The 20870-nt window shown below is 73.0% G+C and carries 13 protein-coding genes; 9 read left to right on the top strand and 4 right to left on the bottom strand.

The window, feature by feature from the left end:
- Positions 1–455: 455 nt before the first annotated feature.
- Positions 456–1469, top strand: a complete 1014-nt coding sequence (locus CW362_RS22125; RefSeq protein WP_103551256.1) for a DUF2510 domain-containing protein — start codon at positions 456–458, stop codon at positions 1467–1469.
- Positions 1470–1643: 174 nt separating this feature from the next.
- On the opposite strand, the gene CW362_RS22120 is transcribed toward CW362_RS22125, so the two are convergent.
- A complete protein-coding gene (locus tag CW362_RS22120; RefSeq protein WP_103551255.1) occupies positions 1644–2261 on the bottom strand; it encodes a TetR/AcrR family transcriptional regulator in 618 nt (205 codons plus the stop codon).
- Positions 2262–2524: 263 nt separating this feature from the next.
- On the opposite strand from CW362_RS22120, the gene CW362_RS22115 reads away from it, so the two are divergent.
- On the top strand, positions 2525–3415 hold the full coding sequence (locus CW362_RS22115; RefSeq protein WP_103551254.1) for a phosphatase PAP2 family protein: 891 nt from the start codon (positions 2525–2527) through the stop codon (positions 3413–3415).
- Positions 3412–4371, top strand: coding sequence for a DMT family protein (locus CW362_RS22110; RefSeq protein ID WP_103551253.1), 960 nt, complete (start codon positions 3412–3414; stop codon positions 4369–4371). Before CW362_RS22115 ends, CW362_RS22110 begins: the two co-directional genes overlap by 4 nt.
- A 193-nt stretch (positions 4372–4564) precedes the next feature.
- On the opposite strand, the gene CW362_RS22105 is transcribed toward CW362_RS22110, so the two are convergent.
- Entirely contained in the window at positions 4565–5404 is an 840-nt protein-coding gene (locus CW362_RS22105) for an LURP-one-related family protein (RefSeq protein WP_103551252.1), read from the bottom strand.
- A gap of 52 nt (positions 5405–5456) precedes the next feature.
- Positions 5457–7508, bottom strand: coding sequence for a phosphocholine-specific phospholipase C (locus CW362_RS22100; RefSeq protein ID WP_103551251.1), 2052 nt, complete (start codon positions 7506–7508; stop codon positions 5457–5459).
- Positions 7509–7939: 431 nt separating this feature from the next.
- Here CW362_RS22100 and CW362_RS22095 point away from each other — a divergent pair, with 431 nt between their 5' ends.
- From CW362_RS22095 to CW362_RS22070, 6 genes are all read left to right on the top strand, one after another.
- Entirely contained in the window at positions 7940–10240 is a 2301-nt protein-coding gene (locus CW362_RS22095) for a vWA domain-containing protein (RefSeq protein WP_162684179.1), read from the top strand.
- A gap of 84 nt (positions 10241–10324) precedes the next feature.
- On the top strand, positions 10325–13534 hold the full coding sequence (locus CW362_RS22090; RefSeq protein WP_103551249.1) for a tubulin-like doman-containing protein: 3210 nt from the start codon (positions 10325–10327) through the stop codon (positions 13532–13534).
- On the top strand, positions 13531–16014 hold the full coding sequence (locus CW362_RS43405; RefSeq protein ID WP_103551248.1) for a hypothetical protein: 2484 nt from the start codon (positions 13531–13533) through the stop codon (positions 16012–16014). The genes CW362_RS22090 and CW362_RS43405 overlap by 4 nt, the downstream gene beginning before the upstream one ends.
- Positions 16015–16066: 52 nt before the next feature.
- Positions 16067–17122: a protein kinase family protein gene (locus tag CW362_RS22080; RefSeq protein WP_103551247.1), complete on the top strand. Its 1056-nt coding sequence runs from the start codon at positions 16067–16069 to the stop codon at positions 17120–17122.
- An 8-nt stretch (positions 17123–17130) separates the two neighbouring features.
- Positions 17131–18267, top strand: coding sequence for an ATP-binding protein (locus tag CW362_RS22075; RefSeq protein ID WP_162684178.1), 1137 nt, complete (start codon positions 17131–17133; stop codon positions 18265–18267).
- Between the two features lie 4 nt (positions 18268–18271).
- Positions 18272–20305 (top strand): hypothetical protein, encoded by a 2034-nt coding sequence (locus CW362_RS22070; RefSeq protein WP_103551245.1) that lies wholly within the window; start codon positions 18272–18274, stop codon positions 20303–20305.
- An 18-nt stretch (positions 20306–20323) separates the two neighbouring features.
- Here the strand turns inward: CW362_RS22070 and CW362_RS22065 are convergent.
- On the bottom strand, positions 20324–20870 hold a 547-nt coding region (locus CW362_RS22065), incomplete at its 5' end, for a hypothetical protein (protein ID WP_162684177.1).

The following is a 20870-nucleotide window of genomic DNA, read 5'->3' as shown; positions in this document are numbered from 1 at the left end:
ACCGCGGGTCGGCCGACCCGCGCGCCCTCCCGGGAAGAACCGGCACGGGCGCCCCCGCGCACGACCGTGACCTGCACGCCCTCCTTTCCCGCGCTCCCACGGAGCCCCGCCCGAGGACGTCACGGACGTCCCGTCGAGCCCTTCGGGCCCGCCGTCCGCGACGGCCGCCCCCCGTCCGCCCCTCCTCACCCGCGAGGGGCGCGGACCGGTCCGGGCGGCGCGCGAGGCGTACGCACTCTTGGCACTGGCGTTCTTCATCCGTCCGGTGGGCCCCTCGGCCGTCCGGCCGGACGGAGGCACCGGACGGGAGGCGGTCCCGATCACGGCCCGGCCCTGGACGACCCCCACCCACCGACATGCACGCGTCAGATTCGAGGAGGGGTGCGAGCACCTCCCGGCGCGCTCCGGGGGAACCCTCTCATCAGCCTTTCACCCGGGACTCATACGGTGGGCCCATGACGCAGGTGACTCCCCCCGGCTGGTACCCCGACCCCGGGCAGACAAGTGACGCTCCCACCACCGAGCGCTGGTGGGACGGTAAGGCATGGACGGACCAGGTCCGCCCCGTCGGGTCGGCGGCCGCATGGGGTCCCCCGGCACACCCGGCATACCCGTCGGGGGCCGGCCCCTATCCGGCGTACGCCCCGAGCAGCCCGCGGCGCGGGCTGCGCACGGGCATAGCGGTCGCGGCGGCGGTCGCCGTCCTCGCGGGCATCGGCGGCGGTGTCTACGCGCTGACCAGCGATGACGGCCGCGGCGGCAGCGCGGCCTCCCAGGACTCCGCCGGGCCGGACGGCCGGGGCGGTCCGGGGGGACCCGGCGGCCAGGAGGGCGGCCCGAACGGAGCGCCCGGCGGTCCGGGCGGCTCGGACGGTTCCGGCGGTTCCGGCGGGCAGACCCCGGCCCCCGGCGGGTCGGAGCAACCGGAGACCGACCCGGGCTACGCCACGGACGTCTACAACGGCATCAGCATCCCGGTGCCGGACGGCTGGACCGGCCGGAACGGCGCGGGCACGGCCTCCGTGTCCACGAAGGACACCTACAAGTGCCCCGGCGACACCTCGCAGGACTGCCAGCGCGGCGGCGCCTACTCGGCCCCCGCGAAGGCGCAGAAGCTGAAGTCCACGACGGCGGAGGCGGCGGCCAAGGAGGACATCTCCAAGAACGCCACCGAGTCGTACGGCAAGGGCTACGGCTCGATCACCTCGCACACGGAGCTCGCCTCGAAGGCGGTCACGGTGGCCGGCGAGAAGGGCTACCTGGTGCGCTGGAAGGTCGTGACGAGCAAGGGCGACGACGGTTACGTCGAATCGCTCGTCTTCCCCTCCCCCGCGGACCCCGCCTCGCTGGTCGTCGTCCGGTTCGGCGTCGACATCAGCTCCGAGGCCCCCCGGCAGTCGGTCATCGACACCATCACCAAGGGCATCAAGGCGGCGCCCGGAGCGGGCGGCAACGGGCAGAACGTCTAGAACGCCCGTCTCGCGCCCCCGCCCGGCCCCGGGCCGGAAATGGACCGGCCGGGTGGAACTCCCCTCCGCTCAAGGAGAACCCCACCCGGCCGGGGGGTGCGCGCCGCCCCCGTCCCCACGGTGCGGCGCGGTACAGGCCGGCGTCCGGTCATCCCACGGACGGCGGCCTGAGACTCAGGTGAGGCCGAGCGTCGGCAGCACGACGGCCTCCACGAACCGTGTGAGGTACGCCGCGTCCGCGTACTGGCCGTCCAACAGGGGGCGCACCCTCAGGACACCGAGCATCTGGGCCGGGATGAACTCCAGCGCGGGATGACCGGCGTCGACCTCGCCGCGCTCGACACCACGGCCGATCATCTGCCGCAGCTCGGCGACCTCGGGTTCGACGAGCGCGTCGCGGAGCGCCTGCTGGAGCTCCTTGTCCTGCATCACGGCGTTGCCGAGGCCCTGTAGCAACTGCGTGCTGTCCCGGGCCGACCATTCACCCGCGGCCCTGGCCGCCGCGCGCAGGTCCCCGGCGAGCGAGCCGGTGTCGATCCCCGTGAACCGCGGACAGCGGTTGTTGCGCAGCGCGGCGGCCACGAACTGGGGCTTCGTCTTCCACTGCCGGTAGAGCGTGGACTTGCTGCACCGCGTGCTGGCGGCGACGCCCTCCATGGTGAGCGCCTCGTAGCCGCATTCCCGGATCTGTTCGAGCACGGCGTCGTAGAACTCCTGCTCACGCTCGGGCGTGATCTTGGAGCGGCGCGAGGCGACGACCGTCTCCGGTCCGTCCGCGGCCTGCGACGTCATGGCGCTTCTCCTCGCTCGATTCCGGCCGGCGCCGGTGCGGTCTTGCGCTCAGTGTAATCGATACGCGAGGGTACCGGTACGCAACCGTATCGATACACAAGCGTATCGGTACACCTACGTATCGGTACACGACCGTATCGGTACACTGCCGTATCGATGAGTCTCGGACAGGACCCGCTCCTCCCCCGCGGGGAGCCGGGCGGATCCTGTCCCGGGCTCACCACGTACCTCACGACACCAGACCGTCAGCAAGGGGGCCGGGGATGGATTCCCGAACCGAGCCCGCGGGTCCCGCATCCGGGACCGCGTCAGAACCGGAGCCGCCCGACGCGGCCGTACCCGCGGCCGCGCGCTCACGGCCGCACCCACACCCGGACGGCACCGTCGCGCGCCCGCCGCTGCTGCGGGAGCTGCTGCTCGTCGCCGGACTCTTCGTCGTCTACAAGGCCGGACGCCTGGCGGCCGCCGGCAGTACCGACGACGCCTTCGCCGACGCCCACCTCGTCCGGGGCTGGGAGCGATCCCTGCACCTGCCGGACGAGGGCGCCGTGCAGGCCGCGCTGCTGCACAGCGACACGCTCGTACACCTCGCGAACACCTATTACGCGGCCGTCCACTTCCCGGCCACCGCCGCCTTCCTGGGCTGGCTGTACCTGCGGCGCCCCACGCACTACGTGTGGGCCCGGGGGGTCCTCGTCCTGGTCACCGCCGCCGCCCTGGCCGGGCACTTCGCGTTCCCGCTCGCACCGCCGCGACTGCTCGCCGAGACCGGGCTCGTCGACACCGGGCGGGTGTACGGGCCCACGGTGTACGGCGCGCACCCGGCGGCCGACGCCCTGGCGAACCAGTTCGCGGCGATGCCGTCACTGCACTTCGGCTGGGCCCTGATGGTCGCGATCGGCCTGATCGCCGCCACCCGGTCCCGCCTGCGCGCGCTGTGGCTGCTGCATCCCCTGCTCACCCTGCTGGTGATCGTCGGCACCGCGAACCACTACTGGCTCGACGCGATCGTCGCGACCGGGCTGCTCTGCGTCGCCCTCGCCGTGGTCCATCCGCCGCACCGGACGGAGAAGGTCCCGGGACGGCGCCGGGGCCGCGAGTCCGCCGGGACGTCCGGACGGGATCTGCCCGGACTCGTGGGAGCGGGACGGTGAACCCGACGCTCGTCGCCGTCGTCCTGTCCCTCTTCTCCTCCGTCGCCTACGCCTCCGCGGCCGTCGCGCAGGAACGGCTCGCCGCCCGGTCGGCCGGCCCGGACACCGGCACGCTGCGCCTGCTGGCCCAGGGGGCCTGGTGGTGGTCGGTGACGCTGAACGCCTCGGCCGCGCTGCTGCACGTGGCGGCCCTCAGGTACGGAACGCTCACCCTGGTCCAGCCGCTCGGGGCGCTCACGCTCGTGGCCGCCGTCCCGCTGGGCGCACGGGTCGCCGGACGGCGGGTCGGCGCGGCCGAGTGGCGCGGCACGGCGCTCACCCTGACCGGTCTGGCCGCGCTGCTCGTCACGGCGTCCGGGTCCGCGCCGGACGAGGCGCTGAGCCTGCCGCAGGCGCTCGCCGTCGCGGGAACGACCGCCGCGGTCATCGGCGTACTGGCGCGCGGGGCCCGGCCGGGACTGCGGCACGCGACGGCCTCCGGGTTCGCCTCGGGCGTGGCCTCGGCCCTCACCCAGACCGTGACGGTGGCCGCGACGGACCGCTCGGACTCGCCGCTCAGCGCGCAGGTCGTCGTGGTGGCCCTGCTCGTGGCGGTCTTCTCCGCGGGCGGACTGCTGCTGTCGCAGACCGCCTATCAGGGCGGACTCGGCGCCCCGCTGGCCGTCGTGACGCTCGCCAACCCGCTGGCCGCGGCGGCGATCGGGCTGTCCCTGCTCGACGAGCACCTCCAGGGCGGCGCGGCGGGCCTGCTGCTCGCGCTCGCGGGAGCGTCGACCGCCGCGTGGGGCGTGACGACGCTGTCCCGTTCGGCACCCGGGCCGGCCGCTCCCCCGGACGGCCCGGCGGACGACGACCACCCGGTCGCCGCGGTGCTGGCGCTGGAGTCCGGACCGGCGGCGTACGAACCCTCGATGGTGCCCCGTCAGTCCGGCTCGGGCCATCTGACCTCGCTGTAGGAGACGCGACCGCCCGTCACCTCCGGAGCGGACGGTTCACGCCACCGCCGGAGCGGACGGTCCGCTTCGGCACCGGAGCGGGCGGTCCGCCTCCGTCGGCGGGCGGGGCCGCGCACGGGACGGGCGAGGACGAACGACGGGAAGGGCGGCCGCGGAGAGATCCGCGACCGCCCTTCCTCACGACCGTGGCCGGTCAGCCCAGCCCGCGGGAGTCCTGCTTGAGCGCCGTGTCGACGGTCAGCGCCGTCGCGACGACGAGGCTCAACAGCGGCTCGGGGAGCTGGAAGTGGATCTGAAGGACGTAGTTGTCCGCGGTCGTGAACAGCGTCTTGGCGAGGCCTTCCCAGGTCTTCGTGATCCGGGCCACCTCGTTGTCCGCCTGGTCGACGATCGCGAAGTTCCAGGCGCGCCAGTTCTCCGCCTTGATCGCACCGACCTTCTGGCCGTCGACGTTGATCGCGAAGTTGATCTTGCCGATCATGTTCTGCTGCACGATCTCGCCGACGGGCGAACCGTCCGGACGCGTCACGACCACCCGCGACTTGAATATCTTCGCGGGGCGCGTGAGCAGCAGCTGCGGCGCACCGTGCGCGTCACGGATCTCCAGCCGGTGCGTCAGGAACTGGTCCAGGCTGGAGACGAAGCGCAGGATCTTCCTGAACACGCCCTGTCCGACCTCGACGACCGAGCCGACCGGGTTGCCCTGCTGGTCCATGACCTTGTACTCGTTGGTCAGCTCGATCAGCTTGGCCTTCTGGTTCACCACCAGGACCGGCTCGGTGAACAGCGTGCCGCCGCCGACACCGCTCGGGGCCACTCCCGCCTGCTGCTGCACCTGCTGCTGGACGCGCGGGTCGGGCGCGCCGGCCTGCTGGGGGAACGCCTGCTGCGGCGGCGCGCCCTGGTGCGGCACCTGCTGTGCGGCCGGAGCCTCCTGGTCGGTCCACTGCGAGCCGTCCCAGTAACGCTGGGTCTGAGGCTTTCCGTTCGGGTCCGGATACCAGCCCGCAGGAGTGTTCGAATGTGTGGTCACCGGGGCACCCTACCGTGACGTGGCCGGAAATCAACGGCCGATCGGGGACCCGTCAGACGGTGACGAGAGCAGGGTCGCTGACGCCGGGCCGGCCGTTCTCGACATGTCCGGCGAATCGCCGCAAGAAGCCCGCCCGGCCGTCGCAGACGACGCTCAGGTCGTACCAGCGGGCGCTCGCCCGCAGGTCCACCGTGTGTTTCACGGTCGCGCCCGCCTTGACCCGGAAGACCCGGGATCGTCCGCCGTAGCCGTTCGTGAGCGTGAGCGTCGCCGCGGCGGCACCCTTGTTGACGAGGGTGAGCTCCAGGTCGCAGCCGGTGTGACGGGCGGTGACCTCGGGTCCCGCGACGGGGCCCCCACCCCTGAAGGTGCGCAGGAAGCCGTTCGGGCCGTGCACCGTCAGGTCGTACGAGCCGCCCGAAAAGGCCGAGTTCCAGGTGTCCGAGACGGTTGCACCCGCTTCGGTGGTGTACGTCCAGGGGCCGTCCGTGCGGTTGCCGGAGGTGACGAGGAAGGCCGCGCCGGCCTCGGGGCCGGAGCCGAAGGTCAGCGTGAACGTCCCGGCCGCGGTGTCCGCCGAACCGTCCACGTGCGGGGCGTACTTGAGCGGGCGGGTCGGGCGCGAGCCGCGCTCCTGCCGGGGCAGGGCCGGGTTCGCGGGCGGGGTCGGCACGTAGTCGGGGTGGCGGTCGCCGTCCGGCGGCCGGTAGCCGTCGGTGGCGGGCAGCGCGACCGGCCCGGCGTCCTTGCGGGCGAAGTCGAAGGCGGCCGTGAGATCACCGCAGACGGCGCGCCGCCAGGGCGAGATGTTGGGCTCGCGCACCCCGAACCGGGCTTCCATGAACCGGAGGATCGAGGTGTGGTCGAGCGTCTCGGAGCAGACGTAACCGCCCTTGCTCCAGGGCGAGACGACGAGCATCGGCACCCGCTGGCCCAGCCCGTACGGTCCCGCGGCATGACTCGCGTCGCCCGCGAACAGGTCCGGGCCGACGTCGACCGTGGACCTGCCCTGCGCCGCGGACTGCGGCGGGAAGGGCGGCACCAGGTGGTCGAAGAAGCCGTCGTTCTCGTCGTACGTGATGAACAGCGCCGTCCTGCTCCACACCTCGGGGTCGGACGTGAGCGCGTCCAGCACCTGCGAGATGTACCAGGCGCCGTAGTTGGCGGGCCAGTTGGGGTGTTCGGAGAACGCCTCGGGGGCGGCGATCCAGGAGATCTGCGGCAGCGTGCCGCCCCGCACGTCGGCCCGGAGCCGGTCGAAGAAGCCCTCGCCCCTGCGCGCGTCGGTGCCGGTACGGGCCTTGTCGTACAGCGGATCGCCCGGCCGGGCGTCGCGGTACTGGTTGAAGTACAGCAGCGAGTTGTCGCCGTAGTTGCCCCGGTAGGCGTCGGGGATCCAGCCCCAGGAGCCGTTCGCGTCCAGCCCGTCACCGACGTCCTGGTACACCTTCCAGGAGACGCCGGCCGCCTCCAGCCGCTCCGGGTACGTCGTCCAGCCGTACCCGGCCTCGTCGTTGCCGAGGACCGGGCCGCCGCCCTTGCCGTCGTTGCCCGTGTACCCCGTCCACATGTAGTAGCGGTTGGGGTCCGTGGAGCCGATGAACGAGCAGTGGTACGCGTCGCAGACGGTGAAGGCGTCGGCCAGCGCGTAGTGGAACGGGATGTCCTCACGCGTCAGATAGGCCATCGTCGTGGCCGACTTGGCGGGCACCCACTTGCCGTACCTGCCCTTGTCGAACGCGGCGTGCCCGTCGTTCCAGCCGTGCGGGAGGTCCTCGAGGAACGCGAGACCGAGGTCGTCCGCCTCCGGGTGGAAGGGGAGCACGTCCTTGGTGCCGTCCGACTGGTACCAGACCGGCCTGGTGCCCGTCGTGGTGGCCGGACGCGGGTCGCCGAAACCCCGGACGCCTCTCATCGAGCCGAAGTAGTGGTCGAACGAACGGTTCTCCTGCATCAGGACGACGATGTGCTCGACGTCCTCGATCGTGCCCGAACGGCGGTGCGCGGGCAGCGCCGCCGCGCGCTGGACGCTGCCGGACAGCGCGGTGAACGCCGCTGTCCCACCCGCGAGTTGGAAGAACCTGCGCCGATTCACTTGAGACATGAGCGGTGACCCCTTGTCCTGACGGGCCCTTCGGCCGGAGGTTGACGGAACATGCGCGAGGGAGTTTTCCAAGCGCACCGAACATCAGGAAAGGGTCCCCTGTCGCTCGCGTGAAAGTCGGCGGTACGCGAGGGGAACGGGCCGGAAGGGGGCTTCGGGGGTCACGGGCCCGGGATCCCCACCCGCCGATACGGATCTCGTACAGCGATTCCACCGATCCGGACAGGTCATTTTCGACGGGAAGACGTCACACTTCGCCTCCTTCGATCAGTGACGTATGGGAGGACTCGGGGCGGTGCTACAACTACCGCCTACGGGATGTCGCGGGGTGCCAGGGGGGTGGACCGATGCGGACGGGCGCCTCCGGCGGTCCGCCGAGAACACCGGATCCGGCGTTACGGGCCTCACCGCGCCCGAAGCTCTTCCGGACCGTGCTCCGGTTGCACGCCGTCGCCACCGTGTGCGCCGTCGTTCTGGCGTTGTTGCAGTCGCCGTCCTCGGCCGCCGGTGATCCGGCGGGCCTCGCACCGGCACCGGTGGACTTCGTGGTACTGGTCGACGAGTCGGGGAGTCTGTCCGACTCCGACGTCGCGGCGGAGCGTGCCGCGGCCTCGCTCCTGGCACTGGGAGAGGTGTCCGACGACTCCCGGGCGGCCGTGCTGGGCTTCGGCAGCGTGACCGGCCGGGGCCAGACACCGGTGGACACGGTCTGTCCCCTGACCCGGCTGGACACGGTGGGCCGCGAGCAGCTGAGTTCGTGCACGGCGAAACTGCACCGCCGCAGCGAACGCGAGGGGAACGGCACGGACTTCCCGGCCGCTCTGGCACAGGCCCTGTCCGTTCTGGCCGGAGGCGCCGACGGCACTCCCAAGGTCGTCTTCCTGCTCACCGACGGACGACTCGACGTCAGCGCCAGCCCGGCGTACGGCGGCAACGCCTCCTCGCGCAACGTCAACGGACGCAGGGCGCTCGCCGACAAGGTCGCCCAGGCCCGTGCGCAGAAGGTGCAGATCTGGCCCCTCGGCTTCGGATCGGGCGTCGACAGATCCCAACTGGCCGAACTGGCCGCGGGCGGCTACCGGAGCCGGTGCGCCGACATTCCGTCCGCCCGTCCCACGGCACGGGTCACCTCGGACTCCTCGGACGTCGCGAGTGTGCTGCTCGCCGCGTTCGCGGGCGCTCGCTGTGCCCGTACGACACCGAGCCGGACGGTCGAGAACGTCACGTCCGGCGCCGACCTGAAGGTGACGATCCCGTCCGTCGCCACCGACGGCTCCCTCGAGGTCGTCAAACCGGACGCGGACGCGGTCGCCGTCACGTACTACGACCCGCGCGGACGGAAGGTGCCGCCGCACGGCAGCGCGTACGGCTCGTCGTTCGAACGGGTCGGCCAGTCCGGCCCGGTGGAGGCCCTGCGCATCCGCAACCCCTACCCGGGCACCTGGCGCGTGCACGTACAGGTGCTGGACGGGGCGGCCGCCCAGCGGATCACCGCCACCGCGATCTGGCAGGGACTCCTGCGCTCGTACATCCTCGTCGACCCGCCGACACCACAGCCCGGGCAACGGGTGACCGCACGGGTCACGCTCCAGACCAGGAAAGGCGTCGTCCTCACCGAGGAGGACCAGCTGGCCGGCATCCACGTGGCGGTGCGGCTGACGGGCCGGGGCTTCGCGACCCGCACCGTCGCCCTCGCGGACGACGGCCGGGGACCCGACAACCGGGCCCACGACGGCGAGTTCTCGGCACGGATCACCGTGCCGAAGACCGCCACCGGCGCGCTCACCTTCGTCGGCGTGATGGCCGGCGAGGGCATCGCCGGCGACCAGCGCCCCTACGTGACCGAGGCGGTGGCCGCCGCCCCCCGGCTCACGGCCGCGATCGTCCTCGACGACCACGAGGTCAACCCGGGCGGCACCGCCACCGGACGCCTCGAGCTGCGCAACTCCGACTCGGCCGCGCACCGTCTTCGGCTGGCCTGGGTGGACGGCACCGCCGACAAGGACCTGACGGTCCGTCCCCAGGCGCTGACCGTCCGGCCCGGAGCGGTCACTCGGGTCCCCCTGGGTCTGGCCTTCGGCGAGAACGCGCGGCCGGGTGCCGTGCCGGGGCGGCTGGAGCTGCGCGACCAGGCGTCCGGCCGGCTGGTCGCGCAGAGTTTCGTGACCGTCGAAGTGGTGCCGCCCGCCACGTTCCTGGAACGCAACGCGACGTCCGTGGGGGCGGGATCCGCGCTGGTCCTGGCTCTGCTGACGGTGCTGGCCCTGCGTCGGCAGGACCGGCGCAGAGCACGCGACACCTCGGACATCCAGCTGATCCTCTACCGGGACGACGCCGAGTTGAGCCGCTTGCGGGCGCCCGCGCGCGCGGGCGCCGAGTTCGGCTTCACGCTGCGGCCGGTGGCAGGGGGCTCGCACCGGCTGCTGCTGGACAGCTCCGCGGGACGGTCCCGGGTACGCCGCTCCGCGGACGGCGGGCTCGCGATCCGGCTCGCGGACGGAACGCGGGTCCCGCTCCCGCGCGGCGGACGGTCGCCCGTCGCCGACGGGCTGCTCCTCGGCTTCGCCGACCATCGTCCCGCGGCCCGTTCGCGTGGCGCGGCCCGGACGGCGGGCCGCGTCCAGGACCGGCGTTCCGGTTCCGCGGACCGGCTGCGGCAGGCCCGGGACGGCGCTCCGAAGGCTTCCCGGCCGACCCTCACCGCGCGGCGGCCCTATGACGACGACTTCTGACGCCGTCCGTGCCTCCCCGCCCACCACCGGTCCCCGGACCGGCAAGACCCCCGCGGCCCCCCTCTCCTCACGAGGTGAATCCCAGTGAAGATCTATCAGCCGATGCTCTTCGTCGGCCTCGGGGGCACCGGGTGCCTGATCGGCGCGGAGCTGGAGAACCGGCTGAGGGAGGCGCTGTGCGGGCCGGACGGCACCGCCCTCCATCCGGTGCTGCGGGGACGCCAGCTGCTGCCGTACCAGTTGCCGGACTGTCTGCAGTTCGTGTACGCGGACCTCAACGAGGCCGAGCTGAACCGGCTGCCGCACACCAGGGCGGAGGGATCGCTGAAGGCGGCGTACAGCCGGACCTCTCGCGCCACCTTCGGGCTGCTGCCCCGGTTCGACTCCTATCCCGAGGTGGCCCGCAGTCTGCGTACCAACCTGCCGGGACCGTTGTGCGGCTGGCTGCCGCCACGGCCCGGGGAGCCGCGGATCGCCCCGCTGATCCGGGGCGCCGGCCAGCTCCCGACCGTGGGACGGGCCGCGCTGTTCGAGACGTTCCGCAGCGGCCTCGGCGCGGCGATGGGCCCGATACGCGAGGCGATCTCGCTCATCAGCAAGTCCGGGGGAGACCTGACGTCGCTCGGGGGCAGTCTGTCCGACACCTGCGACGTGTTCGTGGCGTTCTCGGTGGCGGGCGGCACCGGGTCGGGACTCTTCTACGACTACCTCCACCTCATCGGCCAGGCCTTCGAGGAAGCCCACCACCGGGTGAAGATCTACCCCCTGGTGCTGATGCCCTCCGCCTTCGACGACGGCCGGGGCGGCGGCCGGGCCGCGCGCCTCAACGCGGGCCGGGCCCTCGTCGATCTGTTCCGGCTGGTCGACGAGCAGAACGCGCCCGACGCCGACGACAGTCTGGACGACGTGGGCGTCCAGGACCGGCAGCGGCTGGAGTACCCCGGCGGACTCTCCGTGCATCTGCGGCCGTCCACCGCGCAGACCGCGTTCCTCTTCAGCCGCACCTCGGGCATCGAGCGCGAGGATCTGCACCGCAGCGTGGTGTCCCTGGTCATGTCGCTGCTGGGCACCGAACTGGGCGACGACGACGGGCGCACCCACGACAGCGACCACCTGTACCAGTCGTTCGCCGACTCGTTCATCAACACGAACGTGGAACGGGCCGCCACCGCGCCCACCGGCATCGGCCACCGTGGGGTGTCCACCAGCCTGGTGGCCTCCATGACCGTCCCGGTCGACGAACTGGCGGAACTGGTGGCGGCACGGCTGCTGGCCGCCGCGCTGCGCCGGCAGGAGGCCGCCCCCCGGCCGTCGGACGGCGTCCGCCGCGAGATCGTCCGCGAGCTCTTCTCCGCCTCCAACATCGAGCCGGTGTGGAACCGGGCCTCCCTCCCCTTCAACGAACCGCGTCCCGCCACCGGAGCGCGCGCGATCCAGGACGCGCTGGCCACGCGCCGCGCGGCGATGGAGGACGCTCTCGGCGACCTCGACCGCCATCTCCGTCAGCAGGTGGCCGAACTGGCCGCGGGCTTCGACCCGGTCCGCGGCGTACGCCAGTTGCTGGGCCGCTGCGACGTCACGGAAGTGCACCGCGTGGTGTTCGGCGACCCGGGGGCCCGGGACCGGCTCGAACGCACGGGTTTCGTGGGCATGCTGGAGAACCGGCGCCGGGAGCCGGAACGCCCGCCCGGTCTCACGGCCGGTCCGCCGTCCCCGGGGGGTGTCCGCGACCGGATGCCGGGCCTGATGAAGGCCAAGTGGACCGATCCGGAGGTCGTGGCCCTCCTCCAGCAGCAGGACGACTGGTACCAGTGGGAGTCGCGGCGGACCTGGCACCGGCACTGGGCCGACCAGGCGAGTCGCTGGGACCGCGCCCTGGCCGGGGTGAAGTCCGAACTCGTCGCCCTCGTCGAGGGCTTCCGTGACCAGGCCGACGAGGAGCACGCCTCCTTCCGGCAGCGCACCCGGCACCTGTACCGGCCCCGCACGGGCGTCTCGTACCTGCTGCCGCCGCAGGTCGATCTCGCTTCCTTCTACGACGCCGTGGTGCACCGCCTGCTGCTGGCGGAAGGGCTGCGGGAGACCGACGACGAACGGGACCTGCTCGGCCGGCTGGTCGGCCCGGAGCAGTGGAGGAACGCCTTCGCCGAGGTCCGCACCGACGCCCGGCGCGCCGTGCAGGTGGTCAAGGACATCCTCCAGCACCGCGTCAAGCGGCTCTTCGTGGAGCCGGGGGACCACGAGGAACGACCGCTGCTGCCCCGGCTGGGCACCCTGCTGGCGGAGGCCGCGGCGGGGGGCGGCGGGCGGGTCGGCGACGAGGCGGTGGAGCAGTGCCGCCACAAACTGGCCTCACTGCTGCCGGTGGGGTTCTCCCCCGAGGGCAGCGGCCGGCTGAAGGTCCTCATCGTCTACCCGGCGACGTCCACGGACGCCGCGGTCCGCAAGTTCCTGGAACGTGAGATGCGCCTGCCACGCGACAGCGAACGCGAGATCGAGTTCCGGCCGGTCTCCACGGAGTCCATCACCGTCGTGCTCTTCCGCAGCGCGATGAGCCTCACGGAGGTGCCCGAGGTACGCGAGACACTCACCCTGTGGTCCGAGGCGCTGGCCGCGGAGCAGCCCGGCGACCACCTGCGGTGGCGTCAGCGGCTCGGGTACGCCTACGACTTCCTGATGGGCACGGAAGCGGACCGGCGGCACATCCTGCACCGCCTGCTGTGCGCCATGTGGAACGACCAGATCCAGGTCTTCGGGGACGTCACCAGTCCGCGCCGGATCCGCATCGGGCTCCAGGACCGGGACTCGGCGGCCATGGTCTGCCCGCTGGATCCGCCCGGCGGCGCCCTGTCCAGCTGGGGCAACCTGCTCCGGGCGTACGAGGCGTGGACCCTCGCCGAGGACGGCGGCGGCATCCGGAACGCCTTCTGCGAGCAGCTCATGGGGACGGTGCCGTTCGGCCTGGAGAACTCGCCCGTGGCCCCGCACGGACTGTTCCGGACGCTGGTGGACAAGGTGCTCCCCCAGCAGCAGGAGCTCCTGGAGCGGCTCTCCGGCCGGGCCGAGGGGCAGCGGCCGGCCGGGTACGAGGACCTGGCCGTGTTCTGGAACGAGACCCTGCCCGGTGCCCTGGACATGCCCTTCCCACGGGCCCACAGGATGTCGAACTGGACCTTGCGCAAACTCGACCAGTCGCTGCGCGCCGTTCCGGCACCGTACGCGCCGCCGGTGGCCGACCTGCGGTTCACGGCCGGCACCGACCTGACCAAAGACCCCCGGGGAGAGCGGCCATGAACGGCCCCGCCGACGACCGGCTCGTCGTCTGCATCGATCTGCGCCACGAGCTGGACGACGTGATGGATCCGGACTCGTTGGACGAACGCTTCCGCGAGGCGATGCGCGACGCGCACGTACGGTCGGCGGACGTCTCCCGCGTCCTCGTCATCGACACCGTCGGATCGCTCCTGCAGCACCACGCCGCCTACGAGCGGCTGTGCTCGAACGCCCTGGTGTCCACCCTGCTGTGCCTAGCGGTGGGGCAGCTGCCCGGCCCCGACGGCCGGGTGCTCGACCTGCCGTCGCAGCTGCGGCCCCCCATGGCGGCGACCCTGTGGGTGGGCGACGTCCGCGGCATCGGCTGGCGGCCGGGGCAGGGCCGGTCGCTGTCCCTGACGGACGCCGACATCGCCGCGGACGACATCACCGGTCTCGAGCCGCTGATCGACCTCCTCAAGGTCGCCGAGGTGTTCGACGAGACCGTGTCCACCCTGGGCGAGCTGCCGTCGGCGGTGGCCAGCCCCGCGCTGCGGCTCCTGGTGCACGAGGTGCCCGACGAGGACCTCATCCGCACCGAGTTGCAGGCCGTGAACGAATGCGTGTCGCTGCCGGACGACCTGCGGACGGGGTCCGCCCCCGGCGGTGTCCTCGACGTCCTGGCCGGCTACGCCGCTCCCGACGACCTCGCGCTGGAGGACTGCCTCCCGGAGGACAGCCTGCTGCGGCAGGCGCACTGGCGGTGCGTGGAGCGGCTGGCCGAGGCCGACGACCGGCTGACCCGCATGACGGGCTGGCGGGGACTGCTGGCGCCGCCGGCCCACCTGGCCGCCCTGGGAGAGTCGGTGCGAGAAGCCGGCCACGCCCTGGCCGACTACCGCGACGTCATCGAGCAGACCTTCGAGTGGGCGGACGGGCGGGCCGGACTCGACGCGGACGGCCGGGACCACCTCACGCACATGGGCATCCGGCTTCCGCACGTGCAGGGCACCCGTCCGGAGGAGATCGGCGCGGAGCTGCGCGAGCGGGTCACCACCCGGTTGCGGCGGCGCCGCCCCCTGCCCGAGATCGTCTCCTGGCTGCGGGACTTCGCCGAACGGTCGGTCCCCGCGGGCAGCGCGGCGCAACTCGACCGGCTGCGTCGCGTCTGTCCCGACACGCTGCTCGACACCCTCGTCGATCCTCCTCCGCCGTCCCTCGGCGTCCGGATCGTGCGAGCCGGGGCGTGGTCGGCCGTCGCCGCGCTCGCGGCGGCGGCCGGCCCGCTGGGGATCTGGGGAGCCCTGCTGGTCCTGGCGCTGCTGGCGGCCGGAGCCGTCCGTACGGCCGGTTCGCCCGCCGCGGTTCCCCGCGTCACCGCGGGCGCGCTGGCCGGAATCTGGCTGACGGGCAGTGCCGCGGGACTGGCACTGCGCTCGGCCGGCGTCCCCGCGTGGGCCGACGTGCCCCTGCTGGTCCTGGCGCTGCTCGCGACGGCACTGGCCGCGGGGGCCCTGTGGGCGGCGGCGCTGGGCCGGTGGCGGACCGACAGCGGGCTGGCGGAGGCCGCCGAGGCCGGTGAGCGGCTCGGCGAGGTGCTCGACCGGGGCGTGCTGCGCCACTGGCTGCTCGCCGACGCCCGCGCCGGCGCGTCGGACCAGGCCAGGGCACTCGCGCATCTGGTGCAGGCCGTGTGCACCACCCTGACGGAATTCGCCGGGCAGCTGGGCAGACGGGCGCGTCCGGCCTGGGAGGACGGGCCACCGCGCACCGGCGGTACCAGTCCGGCGGGCGGCCGGGGCGGCCGTACCCAGGCGGTGGAGTACGTCGGCCAGGCCGGCCTGGCCCTACAGACCACGCTCGCGGGGGACATGGCCGACCTGGTCGCGGAGGTCCTCGCCCCGTACTGGGAGGTGGTGCTCAGAGACCCGTCCAGTGCGGCCGGGCTTCCCGTGGCGGCGCGCACGGACGAACTGATGCGCGTCTTCCAGCAGCATCTGGCGCAGGTCGGCACCACGCCGACGCCCCCTTTCGCCTCGGCGTCGGCCGGACGCCCGGACCCGGCCACCCTGGTCGGGGTGGACCTCCGCCGGATCGTCGACGTCCTGCGACGTGACGGCAGGGACGACGCCCTCCAACTGTGCTCGCCCGATCAGCTGCGCGTGCTCGACCGCGCCCCGGGCTCGTCCCAGGGGTTCGGCTTCGTGCCCCATGCCATGCAGGGCGCGTTCTGGAAGGCCCTGGCCGACGTCTCCGGTTCCGGAAAGGTGCCCGGTGACCGGCCGCGTCCCGCGGGCGCCGTGCCGGGGGACGGCTGGACCGTGGACCGTTCGCCCGACCCCGCGGCGCTCCCCGACATCGTCTGGACGGCATCGGGCCGGTTCGCGGGGCTGCTGCGGCTCGTACCGCTGTCGACCGGCGCCGTACGGACCGTATGGCCCGAGGAGGCCGACACGAGCGGGACGTCACGGCAGACGCCGGCCGCCCCTCCGGCGGCGCACGCGCCCGGCGAGACCGGCTAGCGGGCATGGCGCCGAGCGTTTTGGACCCGAGCGACCCCCGGAGTGTGGCGGGATGAACGAGACCCTGTCCTTCGTCGATTCCTCCGGCATGCCCGAACGGGTCAGGGTGCTCCACTACGAGGTGGACGAACCCCATCAGCCCGGATCCGGCTTTCGTACCCGTGCCGTCCGTCTGGAGGACGGCAGGCCCTTCCTTCAGAAGCGGCTGCTGCCGACGCAGGCCGCCCGTGCCGAGAGCGTGGACGCGCTGGAGGCCGAGATCCGTGCGGGTCTCACCCTGATCCGGGCCTTCCAGGAGGTGGCCTATCCGGCCGAGTTCACGAGGCTGGCCGGGTACGCCATCGACGTCGACGAGCCCTTCCTGCTGCTCGATCCCCCGCGTGCCGCGCAGACCACCGCGGACATCGCCCGGGGGCTGGTCCTGTCGATGGAGCAGAAGAAGTTCGAGAGCAGCCTGTTCCGCGCGCTGCGGCTGCTGGAGTGGGCGGGGCTCGTCCACCGGTCGATCAACCCGGCGACGGTTCGCTGGGACGGCAACCGGGTACAGCTCACCGACCTCGGCACCGCCGACCGCGCGGGCCGTCCCAGGCAGCGCATCGGCTCGCTGCCCTGGGCGTCGCCCGAGCAGCGCGCCGGAACCGGTACCACCGACCCCCGCGACGACATCTGGAGCGCCGGTCAGCTGGTCTACTTCGTGGCCCATTCCCGCGAGCCGACCGGCAGCCGCATCCCGCCGCTGGCCGGACCCGCGCGGGACGACCTGCTCAAGGACGTCTTCGCGGAGCGCGCCCAGGACCGGCCGAGTGCCAGGACGATGCTGCGCCGGGTGGCGGCCACGGACCCGTGGGACGACCTGGGACGGCCCTCGGACCCCCTGCTCGAGGGCCGGAGCCGGTTCGCGCAGCTCTTGGCCGTCAAAGGGCCTTCGGCGTGGCCGGCCGTCCCCCGGGACGAGGAACCCGTCACGCCGGCACCGGCCACGGTGTCGCGGACGGACTCCGGACCGGAGCAGCCCGAGACGTTCGGGTCGGGGTGGGGGCGGAAGAAGCAGCGGCCCGGTCCGGGGCGCTGGGGCACGGGCGGGCGCAGAGCGGGAGATGGCGGATAGTGGATCAGGTGACCCTCGGCGAACGCACCGCGGACTTCACGCGTTGCCCCAGTTGCCTCCAGGATCTGAGGTTCGACGGGAGCCGGCTCTTCCTGCCGGATCCCCGCACCAATGAACTCACGGCGTGGGATCCGGCCTCCGAGCCCAACGACCTCCGCCGTGAGGACCAGTTGAACCGCGCCTTCCTGAAGTGCCCGAACGGCAGCGCCCAGCCGCACTTCCTGCCCGTTCCGTACCTGCTGCACGGCAAGCCCTTCACGGTGGCCTTCGTCGGGCAGTCGGGAACCGGCAAGACGCACCTGCTGGCGGCCATGATGGCCGAGATCGGCCGGGGCGGTCTGGACTCGCTGGGCATCCGCTGCCGTTCGGTGAACAGCTCGCAGCACCACGCCTTCCTGGCCCGCGCGGTCAACGAACTGGAGGCCGGACGGGTCCTGCCGGCCACCACGCCGACGGAGTTCGTGGAGTTCACCGACGCGCTGCTGGTCACCGTCGGCGGGCGGACCCGCCCGGTGGCCTTCTTCGACATCGCCGGGGAATCGCTGCACCTGCCGGGAAACGTGACCGAGTTCCTGCTGGGGGTCGACGCGCTCATCTTCGTCGTCGACGCGCTCCGGGCCCTGCGGCTGCGGCAGCTCACCCTGGCGCGGGAGGCCGCCGGGATCCGGCCGCAGAACACCGGCATCGCCGACCCGACCTTCACCACCGTGCTGGACCGGCTGCCGCGCCGGGAGGGCCTGTGCGACGTGCCGACCGCCATCGTCCTGAACAAGTGCGACGTGCTGCGCTTCGAGCCGCCGATCGACCACTGGCTGCGGGAGGAGGCGCGTCCGGTGAGCGCTCCCGACCCCAAGCTGGTCTTCGAGGAGAGCCAGGACGTGTACGCCTTCCTGGCACATCATCAGGCCACCCCGTGGCTGCGTCCGTTCACCGAGTGCCGGCGCTGCACGCTGCACTTCGTGTCGGCCACCGGCATGTCACCGGCCGTCACGAGCTCGTCGAGCGGCGGGGCCGGTTCTCCCGCCACCGCCTTCGCCGGCGGCATCCGGCCCCGGCGCGTCCTGGGACCGCTGCTGTCGGTCTTCCAGATGTGGGGTCTGCTGGAGCCCTCGGAGCATCCCGCCTCCCAGCTCAGGGGGGTATGAGAAGGTGATCGTCCCGAACGACGACGTCGACCAGTTGGTCTGTGCCTACGATCCGGACAACCCGTCGAACAACATGGGTTTCGGTCCCGTCGCCTCCTCCTTCTCCGTGGACCGGGCGGTCGCCCTCTTCAACGACGCCGGCCCGGTTCTGCGCCCGGCGGGTTCCCCCGCCGACTCGATCGCCTACGAGCGGTTGCCGTCCGGGCAGGAACTCGTCGTGCGGAGGGTCGTCGTGCTCGACGACCTCCAGCGCGGCAACCTGTTCAGCCAGGCGCTGATCGCCCCCGCGGGGCAGTTCGGCGCCGAACTCGCCCTCGGCCTCGACCACGACGACTGGCCGCTGGGCGACGAGGTCACCCGGGTCGGGCTGAACGAACGGCTCGACCGCGTGGACGGCTTCCTCCTGGCGCACAAGGCGCGCCAGGGCGCCGAACGGCTCCGGGACGTCGTGCGCTCCGCCGACCACACCGGCGTCCTGTGCGACATGACGGCCGCGCTGCTGGCCGAGCCGTCCCGGCGGCTGTCCCTGACCACGGCCCAGGTCGGCGACCGGCCGCGGGCCGTGCTGCTCGGGCTGGTCGACCTTCTCACCCCCCTGCTTCCCGACCCCTGGTTCTTCTCCACACTCGAGTCCGCGGAGTCCCGCTCCTATCGCGTCATCGTCCTGCGGAACTGGCCGCACGAGGGCAGCCCCGACTACGGCAGGCTGCGGCTGGGCGGGCAGCGTACGCCCGACTCGACGGTGCGGGGCATGGCTGAGGCGCTGGTCGTCCGTTACCAGAAGTACGGCCGGGAAGGGCTCGACCTCCTGAAGAGCCGGCAGGACTGGCACGGGATGGATCCCGTCCGGCGTGTCCAGACGCTGTGGACCACACTGGCCGTGGCGTCGGACATGACTCCGCACAAAGCGCTGCCCCGCGGAACCGCCGTGACGGAGCCGGGGGCGAAGGACATCGCCAGGGACGCGAACCGGGCCCTGGACGACGAGCTGGACCCGGTGGCGCACGGCGAGCCGTTCCCGGGGCAGGGCATCGGCACGGCGGCATCGTTCGCCGGGCCACCGCCGGGGCCGGACGGCACGGCGACGGCGCGGCAGGACGGCCGGGGGCCGGAGCCGACGGGCACCGGAGCCGAACCGCACGAACACCCCGTGCCGGACCGGACGTCCGGCGGGAACGCGTCGTCGGCCGCGGGCGGCGCGGAGGCCGGGCGACCGGGCGACTCCCTTTTCCTCCCCGCACCGCCGACGCCTCCGCTGACCCGGGGATTCACCCACCCACCGGTCGCGGGATCGCTGTCGGTCGCCGACCGTGAGACCAGGCTCGCTCCGGTGAACGCTCTGGTCCAGCGGGTCTTCACGGCACACGGCCACGAGGAACGGCGACGCCTGGTGAGCGAGGTGCGCCTCCGCACGGACGGATGGACCGACGAGGAGGCGGACGCCGCCGCCGTGACCGCCATCGGCTGCCGGCTCGGACTGCCGAAACAGCGGGGCCGGACGGGCCGCGGACGGCAGACGGAGACGAAGCATTTCGCCTTCTTCTACGAGCTGCTGGTCCGGCAAGCACTGTCCCGGCAGCCCGCAGCCCTCGCCTGGGCCGCTTTTCTGCGTCAGGAGGCGTCCGCCGGCTTCAGGGAACCGCTCCGGTCGGTGGTGGAGCGGATGTACGCCGAGCACCGACACGGCGACCTCGCCGTCCACCACGCGTTCTTCATCGCCCTGGGCAAGGGCGCGCTCCTCGACGCGCTCGGCGGGAAACCGGCGGCCTCCCGGCGGACACCCGGCCGGATCCCTCCGCGGCCCGGCCGGCCGGCGTCGACGCACGGCAAGGGCGGAAACCGCATCTGGCGGCCGCGGGCACCCCGCCCCGCCCGGGCCGACGGCCCGGCGGACGAGGCGTCGGGCGGAGCCGACGTCCGCGCCGGGCTGGCCGAGGACCTCCTGCGGCTCGGCAAGGCCCTCTTCGGCGTGGTCGTGCTGCTGTCGGCGGGAACCGCCCTGCTCTTCCTCCTGGTGCTGGGGCTCGGGCTGCTCTGACGGGCCCGTCGGCTCCCGTCAGAGCAGCCCGAGCCCGAACATCTCCTCCACGGGGACGTGCGACAGCAACCGGACCCGGGGCACGGCCGTGCCGTCCTGCCCCCGGCTCGGGGCGAACCGCTGAAGCCGCTCGGCGATCTGATGCGCGGTCCGGCCGAAACCGACCGCCTGGCTCAGCGCACCCCGTCGGCTGCCGTCCGGGCCGGCGGACACGGGCCCGCACACCAACACCGTCGGAACGTAGCCGAGCAGGTACAGCTGGAAGGCGAACAGGTCGCGCAACTGCGGTTCACCGCTCTCCCCGGTCTCCTGCGGCAGCGCGTCCAGCACGAGCAGCGGCGGTGGCTGCCGGCGTCGTTCGCACAGACGGCGCACGGCGTGGTCCACGTCCTCGGGCAGGATCGACCGCGCGCTGCCGGGCAGGCGGAGCGCGGCGCCCTGGCCGTAGGACCGCATCTCACCGTGCAGCAGGACGACGTCGACGGCCTGTTCCCCGGCCACACCGGAGCCGTCGGGGGACAGCAGAAACTGCTCGGTCGCCGGGAAGACGATCGGTCCCCCGGGA

Origin of the sequence: Streptomyces populi (assembly GCF_002911015.1) — a bacterium.
Lineage (GTDB): Bacteria > Actinomycetota > Actinomycetes > Streptomycetales > Streptomycetaceae > Streptomyces > Streptomyces populi.
This window is presented reverse-complemented; position numbering and strand designations above follow the sequence as displayed.

Excerpts from the sequence above, each read along its gene's own strand:
- CW362_RS22080 (WP_103551247.1), top strand. The coding sequence starts at position 16,067 with ATGAACGAGACCCTGTCCTTCGTCGATTCCTCCGGCATGCCCGAACGG.
- CW362_RS22125 (WP_103551256.1), top strand. The coding sequence starts at position 456 with ATGACGCAGGTGACTCCCCCCGGCTGGTACCCCGACCCCGGGCAGACA.
- CW362_RS22120 (WP_103551255.1), bottom strand. The coding sequence starts at position 2,261 with ATGACGTCGCAGGCCGCGGACGGACCGGAGACGGTCGTCGCCTCGCGC.
- CW362_RS22100 (WP_103551251.1), bottom strand. The coding sequence starts at position 7,508 with ATGTCTCAAGTGAATCGGCGCAGGTTCTTCCAACTCGCGGGTGGGACA.
- CW362_RS43405 (WP_103551248.1), top strand. The coding sequence starts at position 13,531 with ATGAACGGCCCCGCCGACGACCGGCTCGTCGTCTGCATCGATCTGCGC.
- CW362_RS22115 (WP_103551254.1), top strand. The coding sequence starts at position 2,525 with ATGGATTCCCGAACCGAGCCCGCGGGTCCCGCATCCGGGACCGCGTCA.